This is a genomic window from Burkholderia sp. BCC0322 (genome assembly GCF_902833045.1).
Lineage (GTDB): Bacteria > Pseudomonadota > Gammaproteobacteria > Burkholderiales > Burkholderiaceae > Burkholderia.
Map to the genome: position 1 here is coordinate 156937 of NZ_CADFDU010000003.1, position 16728 is coordinate 173664.

At 67.9% G+C, this 16728-nt stretch carries 13 protein-coding genes; 4 read left to right on the forward strand and 9 right to left on the reverse strand.

Annotation, left to right across the window (positions count from 1 at the left end):
• Nucleotides 1-60 precede the first annotated feature (60 nt).
• Nucleotides 61-2241, reverse strand: coding sequence for an ornithine decarboxylase (locus HWX39_RS11075; protein WP_175967952.1), 2181 nt, complete (start codon nucleotides 2239-2241; stop codon nucleotides 61-63).
• Nucleotides 2242-2750: 509 nt separating this feature from the next.
• On the opposite strand from HWX39_RS11075, the gene HWX39_RS11080 reads away from it, so the two are divergent.
• Nucleotides 2751-5051 (forward strand): Orn/Lys/Arg decarboxylase N-terminal domain-containing protein, encoded by a 2301-nt coding sequence (locus HWX39_RS11080; protein WP_175967954.1) that lies wholly within the window; start codon nucleotides 2751-2753, stop codon nucleotides 5049-5051.
• Nucleotides 5052-5097: 46 nt separating this feature from the next.
• Nucleotides 5098-6483: a putrescine-ornithine antiporter gene (gene potE, locus HWX39_RS11085; RefSeq protein ID WP_175967956.1), complete on the forward strand. Its 1386-nt coding sequence runs from the start codon at nucleotides 5098-5100 to the stop codon at nucleotides 6481-6483.
• A gap of 20 nt (nucleotides 6484-6503) precedes the next feature.
• Here the strand turns inward: potE and HWX39_RS11090 are convergent, their stop codons facing one another.
• Nucleotides 6504-7412 carry a LysR family transcriptional regulator gene (locus HWX39_RS11090; RefSeq protein WP_175967958.1) on the reverse strand — a complete coding sequence of 303 codons (909 nt, stop codon included), beginning with the start codon at nucleotides 7410-7412 and terminating at the stop codon, nucleotides 6504-6506.
• A 174-nt stretch (nucleotides 7413-7586) separates the two neighbouring features.
• Between HWX39_RS11090 and HWX39_RS11095 the strand changes: the two genes are divergently transcribed.
• A complete protein-coding gene (locus HWX39_RS11095; protein WP_175967960.1) occupies nucleotides 7587-8171 on the forward strand; it encodes a putative glycolipid-binding domain-containing protein in 585 nt (194 codons plus the stop codon).
• 39 nt (nucleotides 8172-8210) lie between these two features.
• On the opposite strand, the gene HWX39_RS11100 is transcribed toward HWX39_RS11095, so the two are convergent.
• Both HWX39_RS11100 and HWX39_RS11105 read right to left on the reverse strand, forming a co-directional pair.
• On the reverse strand, nucleotides 8211-9203 hold the full coding sequence (locus HWX39_RS11100) for a sulfonate ABC transporter substrate-binding protein (RefSeq protein WP_175967963.1): 993 nt from the start codon (nucleotides 9201-9203) through the stop codon (nucleotides 8211-8213).
• Nucleotides 9204-9468: 265 nt separating this feature from the next.
• Nucleotides 9469-9876, reverse strand: coding sequence for a DUF427 domain-containing protein (locus tag HWX39_RS11105; protein ID WP_175967965.1), 408 nt, complete (start codon nucleotides 9874-9876; stop codon nucleotides 9469-9471).
• A gap of 289 nt (nucleotides 9877-10165) precedes the next feature.
• On the opposite strand from HWX39_RS11105, the gene HWX39_RS11110 reads away from it, so the two are divergent.
• Nucleotides 10166-11827, forward strand: a complete 1662-nt coding sequence (locus HWX39_RS11110) for an ABC transporter substrate-binding protein (protein ID WP_175967967.1) — start codon at nucleotides 10166-10168, stop codon at nucleotides 11825-11827.
• 95 nt (nucleotides 11828-11922) lie between these two features.
• On the opposite strand, the gene HWX39_RS11115 is transcribed toward HWX39_RS11110, so the two are convergent.
• From HWX39_RS11115 to HWX39_RS11135, 5 genes are all read right to left on the reverse strand, one after another.
• Entirely contained in the window at nucleotides 11923-12870 is a 948-nt protein-coding gene (locus tag HWX39_RS11115) for a TauD/TfdA family dioxygenase (RefSeq protein ID WP_175967978.1), read from the reverse strand.
• A 159-nt stretch (nucleotides 12871-13029) separates the two neighbouring features.
• On the reverse strand, nucleotides 13030-13983 hold the full coding sequence (locus HWX39_RS11120) for a TauD/TfdA family dioxygenase (protein ID WP_175967981.1): 954 nt from the start codon (nucleotides 13981-13983) through the stop codon (nucleotides 13030-13032).
• Nucleotides 13984-14131: 148 nt separating this feature from the next.
• A complete protein-coding gene (locus HWX39_RS11125; RefSeq protein ID WP_175967997.1) occupies nucleotides 14132-14977 on the reverse strand; it encodes an ABC transporter ATP-binding protein in 846 nt (281 codons plus the stop codon).
• Between the two features lie 37 nt (nucleotides 14978-15014).
• The gene (locus tag HWX39_RS11130; RefSeq protein WP_175967999.1) at nucleotides 15015-15833 is read right to left on the reverse strand and encodes an ABC transporter permease; all 819 of its coding nucleotides are present in this window, start codon (nucleotides 15831-15833) and stop codon (nucleotides 15015-15017) included.
• A 39-nt stretch (nucleotides 15834-15872) separates the two neighbouring features.
• A complete protein-coding gene (locus tag HWX39_RS11135) occupies nucleotides 15873-16715 on the reverse strand; it encodes an ABC transporter permease (protein ID WP_175968001.1) in 843 nt (280 codons plus the stop codon).
• Nucleotides 16716-16728 lie beyond the last annotated feature (13 nt).

Sequence of the window (16728 nt, forward strand, 5' to 3'; positions counted from 1 at the left end):
GCCGGTCGCGCGGGCCACGTCGCGATGCCTGCGTACCCGAGCGCGCCAGGCCGAATTCGATTACGCGCGTGACGCGTCGGTGCCGGTTGCCACCACGTATGCCGAGGCCTGCTTCGTGCCGTCCGGCTGCGTTTGCAGATAGACGCCCTGGATTTCAGGCTCGAAACCCGGCAGCGCGTTGATTCCGGCTTCGAGCGCGCGGAAGTAGTCGAGCGCCGGGCCGCCCCATGCCTCGCCCGGCACCACGCAGAAGATGCCGGGCGGATAGGGCAGCGCGCCTTCCGCCGCGATGCGGCCTTCGATGCGATCGAGCGTGACGAGCTCGACGTTGTTGCGGATCAGCTCGACGTTCGCGGCCTGCGGCAGCATCGCCTGCTTCGGGAACTGCGCACGCCGGAACATCCGTTTCTGCAGATGCTTCATGTCGTGGCTGCGGTAGAAGTCGTGCATCCGCTGGCACAGCTGCCGCAGGCGCATGTTGCCGTACAGCTCCGGATACGCTTCGCACAGCGACGGAATTGCTTCGCGCAGCGGCGTGTCCTGGTCGAGATGACGTTCGAACTGCGCGAGATGCGCAACCAGATGCTGCAGCTTGCCGAAGCTCTCCGAAGGCGTGAGCAGGAACAGGATCGTATACAGGTCGGCCTTCTCGGGCACGACGCCGTGCTCGCGCAGGTAGCGCGCGAGGATCGGTGCCGGCGCGCCGAACGGCGCGTACTCGTGCGTGTCGCGATCGATGCCGGGCGTCGTCAGCAGCAGCTTGCACGGGTCGACGAAATACTGGTTGTCCGCATAGCCTTCGAAACCGTGCCACGTGTCGGCCGGGTGGAAGCGGAAGAAGCGCAGGTCGTCGACGATCTGCTCGGTCGGGTAGTCGGCCCACGGGCGGCCGTCGATGTTCTGGGGAACGAACGGACGGATCTGGCGGCAGGTCTTGAGCAGCAGCTTGCGCGCATCGACGCCGTGCGCCACGCAGTCGCGCCACAGGCGCTTGCCTGCCGGGCCGGCGTGCATCTGCGCGTTGACGTCGAGCGCCGCGAACATCGGGTAGAACGGGCTGGTCGACGCATGGATCATGTACGCGTTGTTGAAGCGCCGGTGATCGCAGAAGCGCTTCTGGCCTTCGATGTGGCTGTCCTTCTTGTGGATTTGCGACGTCTGCGAGAAGCCGGCCTGCTGCTTGTGGACCGACTGCGTGACGAAGATGCCGGGATCGTCGGGGCCGAGCGTCAGCATCAGCGGCGAGCAGTCCTGCATCATCGGGATGAACTGCTCGTAGCCGACCCACGCCGAGTCGAACAGGATGTAGTCGCACAGGTGCCCGATCCGGTCGACGATTTGCCGCGCGTTGTAGATCGTGCCGTCGTAGGTGCCGAGCTGGATCACCGCGAGCCGGAACGGGCGCGGCCGGTCGGCGCGTTCCGGCGCGACGTCGCGGATCGCGTCGCGAATGCGCGCTTCGTCGAGCGCGGCGCTGTCGACGCCGCCGATGAGGCCCCACGCGTTGCGCGCGGTTTCGAGGTAGACCGGCCGCGCACCCGAGAGCACGAGCGCGCCGAGGTGCACCGACTTGTGGTTGTTGCGGTCGAACAGCACGAGATCGTCAGGGGCGAGCAGCGCGCTCGTGACGACCTTGTTCGACGTGGACGTGCCGTTCAGCACGAACCAGGTCTTGTCCGCGTTGTAGATCCGCGCGGCATTGCGCTGCGCTTCCAGCGCGGGGCCTTCGTGGATCAGCAGGTCGCCGAGCCGGACGTCGGCATTGCAGAGGTCGGCGCGAAAGATCGTCTCGCCGAAGAAGTCGAAGAACATCCGGCCGAGCGGGTGGTTCGAGAAGAACTGGCCGCCCTGGTGGCCGGGGCAGTCGAACTCGACGTAGCCGCGCTGCACGTATTCACGCATCACCTTGAAGAACGGCGGCAGCAGGTTCTCGCTGTAGATGTCGGCGGCGGCGGAGACCTGCCGGCCGTAGTAGTGGCGCCCGCCGTGGCGGAGCTGGATCACGCCGCTCGCGCTCGGCAGGATCGACGGCGGCACTTCCTGGCCGGGTTCGACCGCGACGAAGAACGGAATCGCGAATCCGGTTCTTTCGACGGCTTCAAGCACCTGTTGCGCCAAATCGATTCCGACGACGATTGCCGCGATATTCGTGAAATCAGTCTGGAATACGTCAACCTGTTCGTGCGTGGTGAGAAAGGCATCAATCAGCGCCGGCTCGACTGCGATTTTTAACAGGCTCACGCGAACTCTCCCGTAAATGTGCGGAAACGGGAGCCGCATTCGCACGGGCGTGTAATTCGCATCATCCGACGCGCGCCGTAGCCGATTGAAACGCTCCCGCGAATGCTGAATGCCGAATGGTGCGCCGCACGAAGAAGCCCTGCGCGGCACGGCGCAGCCGCCATCGGTGAATGCATGGCGCAGCCGATCGTAGCAACAAAACCCGGCGAATTCAATCGAGCGGAATCGACAATCCCGGTGCGGAATGAGAACGACCAGATAATCGGGAATTGACACGCTGCAATGCACATCAAAATGAACCGATCGTGAAATTCCAATTGAAAATGGCCGACAGTTTCGCCGAATCGTCTGCTTTTCACCAAAAGGCATCTATGGCATAGTCGGCACCGAATTGGATGGCGAATCAAACCGGATTTGCGAGCGTCTCACGCCGCCGCCCGTGGCCTGCCGTCCGCGTGCTCGTGAGACGCATCACCCCAACAAAGCATCGGAACAACGAGGGCAACAACATGAATATGTCCGTCGGTGGCATTCGTCGTCTCGGCATGCGTGCGCTCCTGGTCGACGACGAGATTGCGCAGGAAACCGCAACCGGGCGCGCGGTCCGCACGCTGAGCGCGGAACTCGCGCAGCGCGACATCGACGTGATCACGGCTACCTCGGCCGACGATGCAATCATGCTGATCCGCTCCGATCCGTCGATCCAGTGCGTGCTGCTCGACTGGGATCTCGGCGTGGACGGTCACGGGCCGTCCGAGGCCGTGGTCGACGCGATCCGGCATCGCAACGGCAACGTGCCGATCTTCCTGCTGGCCGACCGCAGCGTCGCATCGACGGTGCCGTCCGCGGTGATGGGCCAGGTCGACGATTTCGTGTGGCTGCTCGAGGATACGGCCGACTTCATCGGCGGGCGCATCCACGCGGCAATCGAACGCTATCGCGCAACCGTGCTGCCGCCGATGTTCGGCGCGCTCGCGAAATTCTCGCGCGTCTACGAATACTCGTGGCACACGCCCGGTCACACGGGCGGCACGGGCTTCCTGAAATCGCCGGTCGGCCGCGCGTTCTTCGAATACTTCGGCGAAGCGCTGTTCCGTTCCGACCTGTCGATCTCGGTCGGCGAGCTCGGCTCGCTGCTCGACCACTCGGGCCCGATCGGCGAAAGCGAGCGCTACGCGGCGCGCGTGTTCGGCGCGCATCGCACGTATCACGTGACGAACGGCTCGTCGACGTCGAACCGCATCATCCTGATGGCGAGCGTGAGCCGCGACCAGATCGCGCTGTGCGACCGCAACTGCCACAAGTCGGCTGAGCATGCGATGACGATGTCGGGCGCGATTCCAACCTACCTCGTGCCGACGCGCAACCGCTACGGGATCATCGGGCCGATTGCGTCGGCGCGCCTCACGCAGGCGGCGGTCCGCGAGGCGATCACGTCGAACCCGCTCACGGCCGGGCTCGCCGATCGCCAGCCGAAGCATGCGATCGTCACCAACTCGACGTACGACGGCCTGTGCTACAACGTCGCGCGTGTCGAGGAGCTGCTCGGCGCGAGCGTCGACCGCCTGCATTTCGACGAAGCCTGGTACGGCTATGCACGTTTCAATCCGATCTACCGCGATCGCCATGCGATGCACGGCGACCCGCGCGACCATCATGTGGATCGCCCGACGGTGTTCGCGACGCAATCGACGCACAAGCTGCTGACCGCGCTGTCGCAGGCGTCGTACATCCACGTGCGCGACGGCCGCAACCCGATTCCGCATGGCCAGTTCAACGAAACATTCATGATGCACGCGTCGACGTCGCCGAACTACGCGATCATCGCGTCGAACGACGTCGCGGCCGCGATGATGGACGGCCCCGGCGGCGAAGCGCTCACGCACGAGTCGATCGAGGAGGCCGTCGCGTTCCGGCAGATGATCGCGCGGATGAACGGCGAGTTTGGCGCGAAAGGCGACTGGTTCTTCGAGTGCTGGCAGCCCGACACCGTGCTCGAGACGCGCACCGGCCGCACGCTGCCGTTCCACGACGCGCCGCCGGGGCTGCTGGCGAGCGACCCGTCATGCTGGGTGCTGCGCCCCGGCGCGCAATGGCACGGCTTCGGCAATATCGAGGACGGCTACTGCATGCTCGATCCGATCAAGGTGTCGATCGTCACGCCGGGCGTCGCGCCGGCCGGCGGGCTGATGCCGGTCGGCATTCCGGCGAGCGTCGTGACCGCGTATCTCGATGCACGCGGGATCGTCGTCGAGAAAACCACCGACTTCACGATCCTGTTCCTGTTCTCGATCGGTATCACGAAGGGCAAGTGGGGCTCGCTCGTCAGCGCGCTGTGCGACTTCAAGCGCGACTACGACGCGAACCTGCCGCTCGACATGGCGATTCCGTCACTGGTAAAGGCGCATGGCTCGCGCTATGCGGGCATGGGGCTGAAGGACCTGGCCGACACGATGTTCGCGGCGATGGAGCAGCTCGGCACGACGCGGTTGATGTCGGAGGCATTCTCGATCCTGCCGAAGCCGGAGATGAGCCCGGTGCGGGCGTACGAGCATCTGGTGCAGGGCCGCGTCGAGCAGGTCACGCTCGACGCGCTGGCCGGGCGCACGGTCGCCACCGGCGTCGTGCCGTATCCGCCGGGTATTCCGCTGCTGATGCCGGGCGAGAACGCGGGGCCGGCCGGCGGCGCGGTGCTCGGCTACCTGAAGGCGCTCGAAGCGTACGACCGACGCTTCCCGGGCTTCGCGCACGACACGCACGGCGTGGAAGTCGAGGACGGTACGTACCGCGTGACCTGTCTGACGGCCTGAACGAGCGACCGGCCGTCCAACGGCCTCACATCGAAGGATCGACATCATGGAAAACGCAGCGCGCCTATCCGACGCGGCCCCGGCGGCCGCGCCGAAGAACCGGATGAACGTCTGGCAGCTGACCATCCTCACGGCGGTCAACATGATGGGCTCCGGCATCATCCTGCTGCCGTCGAAGCTCGCGCAGGTCGGCACGATCTCGCTGCTGTCGTGGATCGTCACCGCCGGCGGCTCGCTCGCGCTGGCCTATGCATTCGCGCGCTGCGGGATGCTGAGCCGCAAGCCGGGCGGGATGGGCGGCTACGCGGAATACGCGTTCGGCAAGGCCGGCAACTACATGGCGAACTACACGTACGGGCTGTCGCTCGTGATCGCCAACGTAGCGATCGGCGTCACGGCCGTCGGCTACGGCACCGTGCTGTTCGATGCGACGCTGTCGCCGGTGCAGACCGGCCTCTGGACGATCTTCCTGCTCGTGCTGACGACGGTCGCGAACTTCGGCGGTTCGCGCATCACCGGGCGGATCGGCGCGGTGACGGTGTGGGGCGTGATCATTCCGGTCGTCGTCGTGTCGCTGATCGGCTGGTTCTGGTTCAGCGGCGCGACCTGGGGCGCCGCGTGGAATCCGAACAACATGCCGTTCGGGCCCGCCGTCGGCAGCTCGATCGCGGTGACGCTGTGGGCTTTCCTCGGGCTCGAATCGGCGTGCGCGAACTCGGACGCCGTCGAGAATCCGGAGCGCAACGTGCCGATCGCCGTGCTCGGCGGCACGATCGCGTCGGCGATCTTCTACATCGTGTCGACCAACGTGATCGCGGGGATCGTGCCCAACGCGATCCTCGCGAAGTCGAATGCGCCGTTCGGCATCGCGTTTGCGACGATGTTTACGCCGACCGTCGGCACGATCGTCACCGCGCTGATGGTGATCGCATGCATCGGCTCGCTGCTCGGCTGGCAGTTCACGGTCGCGCAGGTATTCAAGAGCTCGGCGGACGTCGGTTACTTCCTGCCGGTGTTCGCGCGTGCGACGCGCACCGGCACGCCGATCGTCGGAATGGTGATCCTGCTGGTCGCGCAGGTCGCGCTGGCGCTGATGACGATCAGCCCGGAGCTGAGCAGCCAGTTCCAGAAGATCGTCGATCTCGCGGTCGTCACGAACCTCGTGCCCTACGTGATGTCGATGGCCGCGCTGATCACGATCCAGAAGGTCGCGAAGGTGCCGCCGGCGAAGGCGCTGCTGACGAACGTGATTGCGATGGTGGCCACCGCATACAGCTTCTATGCGCTGTTCAGCTCGGGCGAGCAGGCGCTGATGCTCGGCGGCCTGTGCGTGTTCCTGGGCTGGACGCTGTTCGGCTTCGTCAGCGCGCGCTTCTACCAGATGGAAGTCGACGCCCATGTGAAGGAGCCGGGGAAGTCGCTGCAGGCGTGACGGGGCGGCGGTCGCCGCCGTTATCGGGCGGGGCGGGCCAGCAGCGGCGGGAGGTCCTGCTTCAGCAGGTCGACGACGGCCTGCACGCGCGGCGGCAGCGGCCGCTGCGCGTGCACGAGCACGTTGAGCGCGAAGTCGGGAATCACGTACCGCGGCAGCAGCTCGACGAGCGTGCCGGCCGCGAGCGCGTCGGCGCAGGCCGGCTGCTGGACCACGCCGATGCCGCCGCCGGCCATGATCGTGTCGAACATCGGGCGCCAGTGGCTCGTCGTCATGATCGTGCGGATGCGCGCGTAGTCGAGCGAGCCGCCGTCGCGCTGCAGCGGCAACCGTTCGCTGGCGAAGACGCCTTTCACGCGGATGAACGGATGGTTTGCGAGATCGGCCGCCGTGTCGATCGGGCCGTGCCGCTCGAGATACGACGGCGCGGCGACGAGCCGGCGGCCGACCGCGCCGACCGGATGCGCGACGAACCCGCCGTCGCCGAGCTGTCCGACGCGGATCGAGATGTCGACGCCTTCGGTGACCGGATCGACGAGGTCGTCGTTCAGGACCAGATCGACGTGCAGATTCGGATACGCGGTGCGGACATGCATCAGCACGCCCGGCAGCACGACCTCGCCGACGCATTGCGGCGCCGCGAGCCGGATCGTGCCGTCGAGCGCGTTTTCCGTCTTCGACACCGACGCGACCGCGTCGTCGGCTGCTTCGAGCAGCGCCTTGCTGCGTTCGTAGAAGATCCGGCCTTCTTCCGTGCATGCAAGGGTGCGCGCACTGCGCAACAGGAGCCGGGTGCCGAGATGCTTCTCGAGTCGCTCGATGCGCTCGCTGACGGCCGGCTGGCCGATGTCGAGATCCCGCGCCGCGCCGGACATCGTGCCGCGCTCGACCACCCTGACGTAGATGCGCATCGTCGCCAGCAAATCCATGAAGTCGCGCCCCTTGTCCGGTTCCGGTTGATGCCGATCGACGGATGGTACCAAAGCAGGGCGGCGCGAAGGTGCGCGGCGAACCGATACTGACCATCGGTTGCCGAAGCCGCGTGTGTTCGCCGGTGCGATGCGTGACAATGTGTTTCCGTGCGATCGACTGGAGAAGAAGACATGACGCAACAGGATGACGTGGTGCGCACGCGCTGCGTCGCATGGCAGACCGTGCGGACGTGGCAGGCGGCCGAATGGTGCCGGCTCGTCGAGTCGCGAACGGGAATCGACCTGTCGGGTTCGGTGTCGGGCGCGATCGACGGCACGCCGTTTCGCATCGAATATGCGATCGCATGTGGCGCCGACTGGCTCACGCGCTCGGCACGCATCACGCAGTGGGGCGGCATGCAGCCGCCGCGGCAGTGGGATATCGCGTGCGACGCGGGGCGATGGACGATCGATGGCGTCGACGTACCGGCGCTCGCGGGCGCGACCGACGTCGATCTCGGTTTCAGCCCGTCGACGAACACGCTGCCGATCCGGCGGCTCGGGCTGGCCGTCGGCGAGTCGGCCGTGATTCGTACCGCGTGGCTGCGCTTTCCGGATTTCGAGTTCGTGCGCGGCGAGCAGCGCTATACGCGTACGGCGGAGCACGTGTATCGCTACGAAAGCGGCACGTATGCGGCCGATGTCGCGGTCGACGAAGCAGGCCTCGTCACCGACTACGACGAATGGCGGCGCATCGGCGCGACGCCCGCATGCTGATGCACGCGTACCGCGCCGTGTGCCGGTAGCGGCGCCGCGTCAGCGTGCGCTCGCGACCGACAGCTTGCCCGGAATCAGTTTCAGTGCGCTGAAGGTATCGGCGATGGTCTGCTGATAGGCGAGCGTCGCGTCGCCGATCGGCTGCACGCCGTAGCCGGCGCGCTTGAGCGCGACTTCGAGCGTCGGCGCGTCGAGGCCGACGAGCGGCGACAGTAGCGTGGCGACTTCGGGCACATGGTCGCGCGCCCAGCGGTCGACCGCGTCGACTTCGTCGAGCAGCGCGCGCAGCACCTGCGGGTGCGTGGCCGCGTATTTGCGCGCGGCGAGGTAGTACTGCGTATTGCGCACGAGCCCTTCGCCGTTCGCGATCACGCGTGCGCCGATCTGCCGCTCGGCGGCGGCCAGGTACGGATCCCAGATCACCCATGCATCGACGCTGCGCTGCACGAACGCGGCGCGGGCGTCGGCGGGCGTCAGGTAGATCGGCTGGATGTCGGCATACGTCAGGCCTGCGCGTTCGAGCGCCTTCACGAGCAGGAAGTGGACGTTCGAACCCTTGTTGAACGCGACCTTCTTGCCGCGCAGCTGCGCGACGGTGCGGATCGTCGAATCGGGCAGCACGACGATCGCCTCGCCCTGCGGCGCGGGGGGCTCGTTGCCGATATAGACGAAATCGACGCCGCCCGCCTGCGCGAAGATCGGCGGCGTCTCGCCGACCGTGCCGACGTCGATCGCGCCGGCGTTCAGGCCCTCGAGCAATTGCGGGCCGGCCGGGAATTCAAGCCACTGCACGGTGACGCCCTGGCTCGCGAGCCGCTTCTCCAGCGTGCCGCGCGCCTTGAGTACGACGAAGTTGCCGTATTTCTGGAAACCGATGCGCAGCCGCGTGCCGCTGTCTTGCGCGTGCGCGGGCAGGCCCGCGAGCGGGCCGAGCGCGAGCCCGGCCAGCCCGGCGGCCGCGCCTTGCAGCCACTGGCGGCGATGCGGGTTCGCCGGTGTCGGTTCAACGTCTGCGTGCGGTGTGTCGTTCATCGAGGCGTCCTGCGTGCGAAGGAGCGGGCCGCGCGCGAAAGGCGCGCGGTTGGCGCAGGGCGGGGCCGGGTGCGGGCGCTGTACGCCACGGGCCGGCCCGCGCCGGACTCGTGACGATACGTCCATGCGCGCCGGCGGCCAACCAACGAATGCGCATATGCAAATCAGCGGCGGACTCGTTGAAGATGTGTCGAGCCGGTGATTCGCACAAGCGCCGTCGGCACGGCGGCCCGCGCCGACGCTCGATGAACGGCTGACGCGACCCTCAATCGGAGCCGGCCGGGCTTTCCTCGATCGAATCGACGCGATCCGGATAGAACGCGAGATGCCCGCGGATCGCATCGACGGCCGGATAGGGCGCCTCGTAGGTCCAGACGGCATTGACCGCGCGCTCGCCGCCGGCCGGAATCGAGTAGTAGGCGGCGTCGCCCTTGTACGGGCAGTACGTCGCGTGGTCGGTGCGTTGCAGCAGCGTCAGGTCGGCGTCCTCGCGCGGGATGTAGAACACGGCCGGGTAAGCGGCTTCGCGCAGCGCCAGCGCGCGGCGCGTATCCGCGACCACCTTGCCGGCCGCCTTGACCACGACGCGCCGCGGGTGCGGTTCGACCGTGATCGGGTGATCGGGGCCCGGCGTCTTCACCGGGCGAGCGGGCGTATCGGAGCTGACAGGCATCGTGGGTCCTCCTGGAATCGGCGGCGCGGCGCTACCGGGCGGATCCCGGCGCGTCCGTGCCGACGTTGGCCAGCCGATACGATGCGCCATTTCGGGCGAGTCTGCAGGGGGCCGGAAGACGGCGGGGCGAGACGGCCGCCCGGCGCTCGCGTGGACGTTTTCGTGCACGGGCAGCGGGATGCATCCACGACGATAAGCAACGCGAAATTAATTGGTAAGCGATCGGCGGGCGGCGCGCGAAGATCGGCCGTCGTCATTTGCATGACAGCCCTCTGCTGTCCCCGTCACCATGAAGAACGCTTTCGTTTCGTCAGCCGCGCGTCGTACGCGTGGCGCATTTCCTGCCGCGACGGCCCTGCGCTGCATCGCGGCGTCGCTGCTGCTTGCCGGCGCGGCCACGCAGGCGCTCGCCGCGCCGGCCGGCAAGACGCTCGTGTTTTGCACCGAAGGCAGCCCTGCCGGCTTCGATCCGGGCCAGCACACGACGAGCACCGATTTCGACGCGAGCACCTACCCGGTCTACAACGGGCTCGTGCAGTTCAAGCGCGGCACGCTCGATCTCGAACCCGCGCTCGCGACGAGCTGGGACGTGTCGCCCGACCAGCGCACGATCACGTTCCACTTGCGGCGCGGCGTGAAATTCCAGACCACCGCGTGGTTCAAGCCGACGCGGCCATTCCAGGCCGACGACGTCGTTTTCACGTTCCGCCGGATGCTCGATCCCGACGATCCGTTCCGCAAGGCCTACCCGGTCAGCTTCCCGTATTTCAGCGACCTCGGTTTCGACCGCAACGTCGAGCGCATCGAGAAGGTCGACGACGACACGGTGCGCTTCGTGCTCAAGACGCCCGACGTCGTTTTCGTGCGCAATCTCGCGATGGCGTTCGCGTCGATCCTGTCGGCCGAGTATGCGTCGCAGCTCGCGGCGCGCCACCGCGAGGCCGACATCAACCAGTTCCCGGTCGGTACCGGGCCGTTCCTGCTGCGCACGTACCAGAAGGACGCGCTGATCCGCTACGACGCGAATCCCGACTACTGGAAGCCGGATGACGTGAAGCTCGCGCGCCTCGTGTTCGCGATCACGCCCGATCCGGCCGCGCGCCTGCAGAAGCTGGTGGCCGGCGAGTGCCAGGTATCGGCATTCCCGCGGCCGGCCGATCTCGACACGGTGCGGCGCGACCCGAAACTGACGTTGTTCTCGGGGATGGGCTTCAACGTCGGCTTCGTCGCGTACAACACGCAGCATGCGCCGCTCGATCGCGTCGACGTGCGGCGTGCGCTCGACATCGCGATCGACAAGGCGGCGATCGTGAAGACCGTGTTCAACGGAGACGCGAAGATCGCGACGAACCCGATGCCGCCCGCGCAATGGTCGTACAACCCGCGCCTGAAGGATGCGCCGCGCGATCCGGCGGCCGCGAAGGCGCTGCTTGCGCAGGCCGGGTTCCCGAACGGCTTCGACCTGACGCTGTGGGCGATGCCCGTGCAGCGGCCGTACAACCCGAATGCGCAGTTGATGGCGCAGCTGATCCAGCAGGACTGGGCGAGGATCGGCGTGCGCGCGAGGATCGTCAGCTACGAATGGGGCGAATACAACCGCCGCGCGAAGCACGACGGGCAGCACGACGCGATCCTGTACGGCTGGTCGGGCGACAACGGAGACCCCGACAACTGGCTCGGGACGCTGCTCGGCTGCGACGCGGTGCATGGCAGCAATCTCGCGAAGTGGTGCAACCAGGATTTCGAGAAGCTGGTGGATGCGGCGCGCGCCAATGCGGACGTCGCGAAACGCACGGCGCTGTACGAACAGGCGCAGGTCGTGTTCAAGGACCAGGTGCCGTTCACGCCGATCGCGACGTCGATCGTGTCGCTGCCCGTGTCCAAGCGCGTACACGGGCTGACGTTCTCGCCGCTGGGTGGGCACCGCTTCGACGGGGTCTGGCTGGATTGACGGGGAGAGCCGCGCGGACGGTGCTTTCGTCCGCGGGCTGTGACGACGGGAACGGCCGGCGCGATGCAGTGCGCGCCGGCCACCGTCAAGCCGGTTCAGTCGAGCGCGACCGCCGCCGCGGCTTCGACCGGCGAGCCTTCGAGCGCGACCGACGGCCGGCCGTCGGGGCCGACCGGCACGTCGCCGGTGAGCGTCGTGCGATAGAGCTGGCGATCGAAGTCGAGATCGAAGATGTCGGCAGGCGCGAGGTGGGCGGTCGCGCGGTTGTCCCAGAACGCGATGCTGCGCGGTTCCCACTTTAAGCGGATCGTGAATTCCGGCCGCGTCACGTGTTCCCACAGCAGTTCGAGCAGCGCCTGGCTTTCGCGCGGCGTCAGCCCGACGACCGATTTCAGGAAGCTCGGGCTCACGTACAGCGCGCGTTCGCCTGTCTCCGGATGCACGCGCACGAGCGGATGCTCGGTCACGAGCGGGCGGCGCTCGACCGCCTCGTCGAACGCGCCGGTGGCGCGCGCGCCGGCCGGCGGCGTGAAGCGATGAATGCCGCGCAACCCGTCGACGAAGCCGCGCAGCGGCGCGGACAGCGTTTCGTACGCCCGCACGAGGTTGGTCCAGTGCGTGTCGCCGCCGTACGGCGGGATCGTCACGCCGCGCAGGATCGACGCCCACGGCGGGTTCACGGCGGCCGTCACGTCGGTGTGCCAACCGGTCCACGGCCGGCGCACCGGTTCTCCTTCGAAGCGCGTCGCCTTGCGGTGCTTCGCGATCGAGTAGACGGCAGGGTGCCCGTCGACGTGCCCGAACACCGGGTGGCCGACCGTCGGCTCGCCGAACTGCGCGGAGAACGCGACGTGCTGCTCGTGCGTGAGGAATTGCTCGCGGAAGAAGATGACGCGCCATTTCAGCAGCGCGGCGCGGATCGCCGAGATCTGCGGCGTGGTCAGCGGTTGCGTGAGGTCGACGCCGCGTATTTCCGCACCGATATGGGCGGACAGCGGGATCACGTCGACCGGCTGGGCGGCGGGTTCGAGTAGGGCGCTCATGCGACGCTCCTGGCGGAAGTGAACGGGGCGGATGGACGACATCGTTGCGGGTGCAAGCGTCGGTCCGGTGGCGGGAGGTTCATCGTGGTGTATCCGGTGGCGAATGGCGGGGAACACGCGACGGCGCGCATGGAACGGCACCGCCGCGAGACGCGGGGGTTATTGCAGCGTCGCGCCCGGCCCCTTCAGCACGACGCTCCGGCGGCCGTCGATGCCGACCGGCACGTCGCCGTGCACGGTCGCGCGGCGCACGACGCGGCGCGCATCGCCGTAGTCGTTGATCGCGTAGTGCTGCGTCGCGCGGTTGTCCCAGATCGCGACGTCGCCTTCCTGCCAGTTCCAGCGCACGGTGTTCTCGAGACGCGTCACGTGTTCGTGGAACACCTGCAGCAGGTGCGCGGAATCCTGCGCCGACAGGCCCTTGAGTCGCTGCACGAAATGCCCGAGCACGAGGGTGCGTTCGCCGGTTTCCGGATGGACGCGCACGACCGGGTGCTCGGTTTCGTAGACGGTCGACGTGAACACTTCGCGGTAGCGCTTCAGTTGCGTATCGTCGGCATGCACGTGCGTCGACGCGTAGTCGTACGCGTTGGTATGCAGCGCCCACAGCGTGTCGGCGAGCGCGCGCAGCGGGTCGGGAAGGTGCGCGTAGGCGGCGGCCGTGTTGGCCCACACGGTATCGCCGCCGAACGGCGGAATCACGACGGCGCGCAGGATCGAGATTTTCGGGTATGCATCGACGAAGGTCACGTCGGTATGCCACGAATTGGCGCGGGCGCCGTGCGCGGAATCGAGTTCGAGCAGGTGCGCGCTGCCGTCGACGGACGGCACGGTCGGGTGCGCGACGGTATGGCCGAAGCGGCGTGCGAATGCTTCCTGCGCGGTGTCGTCGAGATGGTGCTGGCCACGGAAGAACAGCACCTTGTGGCGCAGCAGTGCGGCCTGGATCGCGTCGAACGTCGCGTCGTCGAGCGTGCCCGACAGCCGCACGCCGGCGATCTCGGCGCCGATCCGGCCGGCGACCTGGCGAAGCTGGAGCGGGACAGCGGCCGTGCGCGGCGCGGCGTGCGAAGCATGCGAGGACGGGTGAGCGGCGTGCTGGACTTCGGACATCGGGAGTCTCCTGGAGTCGGGTCGGTCGAGTCCCCATTCAAGCAGGGACCGTGCGTAATCGGAACCGATGAATCGTCACAACCTTAGCGTGTGCGCGGCGATGATCGATATGCGTCGTCATGCTGAGCAATTCGGCGAGTCACGCGTGCTACCACGCCAGCCGCCATTCGCCGATCCGGTGCGGGCGCGGCGCGTCGATACGCTTGCCGCCCGGGCCGTCGTCGCCCGGTGGTTCGCGGTCGTCGAAATCGGCGAGCACGGTGTCGCGCAACCGCGCGAATGCCGGCGAATCGCGCCGGCGCGGGCGTGGCAACGCGACGTCGACGATGCGTTCGATGCGGCCCGGGCGCGGTGCCATCGTCACGACGCGGTCGCCGAGATATACGGCTTCGTCGACGTCGTGCGTGACGAGGATCATCGTGATCCGCTCCTGTTCCCAGATGCGCAGCAGCTCGTTCTGCATCCGCGCGCGTGTCTGCGCGTCGAGCGCGCCGAACGGCTCGTCGAGCAGCAGCACGCGCGGGCGGTTCACGAGGCCGCGCGCGATCGCGACGCGCTGCGCCATCCCGCCCGACAGCTGGTTCGGATACGCGTGCTCGAAACCGTTCAGCCCGACCAGCGCGATGTGGTCGGCGACCGCGCGGCGCTTCGCGGCTGCGTCGAGCGGGGCGTTGCGCAGCGCGGCCGCGATGTTCTGCGCGACGGTCAGCCACGGGAACAGCCGGTGATCCTGGAACACGATCCCGCGCTGCAGCGACGTGTCGCGCACGCGTTCGGCGCCGGCCCGGATCTCGCCCGTGTAGTCGGCGTCGAGCCCGGCGATCAGCCGCAGCAGCGTCGACTTGCCGCAGCCGCTCGCGCCGACGATCGTGACGAATTCACCGGCGCGCACGTGCAGCGACACGTCGTCGAGTACGGCGAGTGCGGCGCCGCGTTGCGCGTAGTGCTTGCTCACGTGGAGGATGTCGAGCGAATCGGAGGCGAGGGTCGTCATGGCGGTGCGAGGAAGGGGGCGGGGAAGGAAAGGGCGATCAGCGTGTCAGGTCGCCGCGCCGGGCCAGCACCTTGCGTTCGATCGCACGCGCGATCGCGTTTAGTGCCCAGCCGGTCACGCCGACGACGATGATCCCGAACAGCACGAGATCCATCCGGAATTGCTCGCTGCCGTCGATCAGCGTGTTGCCGATCCCGCTGCCGGCGACCAGCAGGTATTCGGCGCCGAGCGTCGCGAGCCACGAGTAGATCAGGCCGAGATACAGCCCGGTGAAGATCGACGGCAGCGCGGCCGGCAGGATCACGTAGCGCACGAGCTGGAGCCGCGAGTAGCGCAGCGCGCGGGCAACGTCGACATACGCGCGCGGCACCGCATGAATGCCGTCGCAGGTGTGCGCGGCAACGGGCAGCAGCGCGGCGAGCGACAGGAACACGACCTTGGCGACGTCGCCGAGTCCGAACCATACCGAAATCAGCGGAATCCATGCGAACAGCGAGACCTGCTTGAACGTGTCGAAGCTCGGGCCGACCATTCGCGCGGCGACGCGCGACAGCCCGAGCGCGGCACCGAGCAGCAGCCCGCCCGTCGCGCCGATCGCGAAGCCGCACGCTTCACGCGCGAGCGATGCGGACAGCGCGCGGCCGAGTGCGCCGCTCGCGGCTTGCGCCCATGCGGTGCGCAACACGTCGGCCGGGCCGACGAGCAGCCCGCTGTTCACGAGGTGCGCGGAAACGATCGCCCACCACAGCGCGAATGCGACGAGCGGCAGCACGAAGCCGCGCCAGTCGGGCGCGTGCAGGCGGCGGGCGGCCGTGGCGGGCGACGATGCAGCGTCGGGCGAGGCGGGGTGCGTCACGGGTGAATCTCCTTCGGTTACGCGGGCAGGGCGGGCGGTTCAGCCGCGGAACGCGGACGGCACGCCGCGGCGCAGGCGCGCTTCGAGTGCGTCGAGCAGCCGGTTGATCAGCAGGCCGATCGCCCCGACGACGATCACGGCCGCCATCACGAGATCGAGCTGGAACAGTTGCCGCCCGTACACGATCAGGTAGCCGAGCCCTTCGGACGATGCGACCAGCTCGACGACGACGAGCGCGAGCCACGACTTCGTGAACGCGAGCCGTACGCCGGTCGCGAGCGTCGGGATCGCGGCGGGCAGCACGACGTGCACGATGCGTTGCCGGCGCGTGTAACCGAATACGCGCGCGACTTCGTCGAGCGCGGGCGGCGTCTGGCGAAACCCTTGCAACGTGCTCAGCGTGACCGGCACGAGCGCCGCATGCGCGATCAGCAGGTACTTGAGCGGTTCGCCGACGCCGACGAGCAGCAGCAGGAACGGCAGCCAGCCGAGCACCGGAATCTGCACCAGCGCGTTGAAGCTCGGCAGCACGTACGCTTCCAGCGTGCGCGACAGGCCGAGCGCGACGCCGGTCGCGAAGCCGAGCAGCGTGCCGGCGGCGAACCCGACCAGCACGCGCTGCAGGCTGATCAGCGTGTGGCGCACGAGATCGCCGCTCGTGGCGAGATCCTCGAGCGCGTCGAACACGCGTTCGGGCGGCGGCAGGATCTGCGGCGCGATCCAGCCGCGCGCGCTGCCGACGCTCCACAGTGCGAACAGCAGCGCGGGCAGCAGCCACGGCGCGAGCCGCCACGACCACCGCTGCACGGCCGCCGCACGGTGCGTCGGCGCGGCCGGCGCGTGGCGCTCGGATGACGGGATGGAGAACGCGGTGTCGCTCATCGGGACGGGTCCG

What these genes read in the sequence shown, in the direction of transcription:
- HWX39_RS11090 (WP_175967958.1), bottom strand. Translation starts at nt 7,412, where the DNA reads ATGGATTTGCTGGCGACGATGCGCATCTACGTCAGGGTGGTCGAGCGC.
- HWX39_RS11110 (WP_175967967.1), top strand. Translation starts at nt 10,166, where the DNA reads ATGAAGAACGCTTTCGTTTCGTCAGCCGCGCGTCGTACGCGTGGCGCA.
- HWX39_RS11125 (WP_175967997.1), bottom strand. Translation starts at nt 14,977, where the DNA reads ATGACGACCCTCGCCTCCGATTCGCTCGACATCCTCCACGTGAGCAAG.
- HWX39_RS11080 (WP_175967954.1), top strand. Translation starts at nt 2,751, where the DNA reads ATGAATATGTCCGTCGGTGGCATTCGTCGTCTCGGCATGCGTGCGCTC.
- HWX39_RS11135 (WP_175968001.1), bottom strand. Translation starts at nt 16,715, where the DNA reads ATGAGCGACACCGCGTTCTCCATCCCGTCATCCGAGCGCCACGCGCCG.
- HWX39_RS11115 (WP_175967978.1), bottom strand. Translation starts at nt 12,870, where the DNA reads ATGAGCGCCCTACTCGAACCCGCCGCCCAGCCGGTCGACGTGATCCCG.
- HWX39_RS11095 (WP_175967960.1), top strand. Translation starts at nt 7,587, where the DNA reads ATGACGCAACAGGATGACGTGGTGCGCACGCGCTGCGTCGCATGGCAG.
- HWX39_RS11120 (WP_175967981.1), bottom strand. Translation starts at nt 13,983, where the DNA reads ATGTCCGAAGTCCAGCACGCCGCTCACCCGTCCTCGCATGCTTCGCAC.
- HWX39_RS11100 (WP_175967963.1), bottom strand. Translation starts at nt 9,203, where the DNA reads ATGAACGACACACCGCACGCAGACGTTGAACCGACACCGGCGAACCCG.
- HWX39_RS11105 (WP_175967965.1), bottom strand. Translation starts at nt 9,876, where the DNA reads ATGCCTGTCAGCTCCGATACGCCCGCTCGCCCGGTGAAGACGCCGGGC.
- potE (WP_175967956.1), top strand. Translation starts at nt 5,098, where the DNA reads ATGGAAAACGCAGCGCGCCTATCCGACGCGGCCCCGGCGGCCGCGCCG.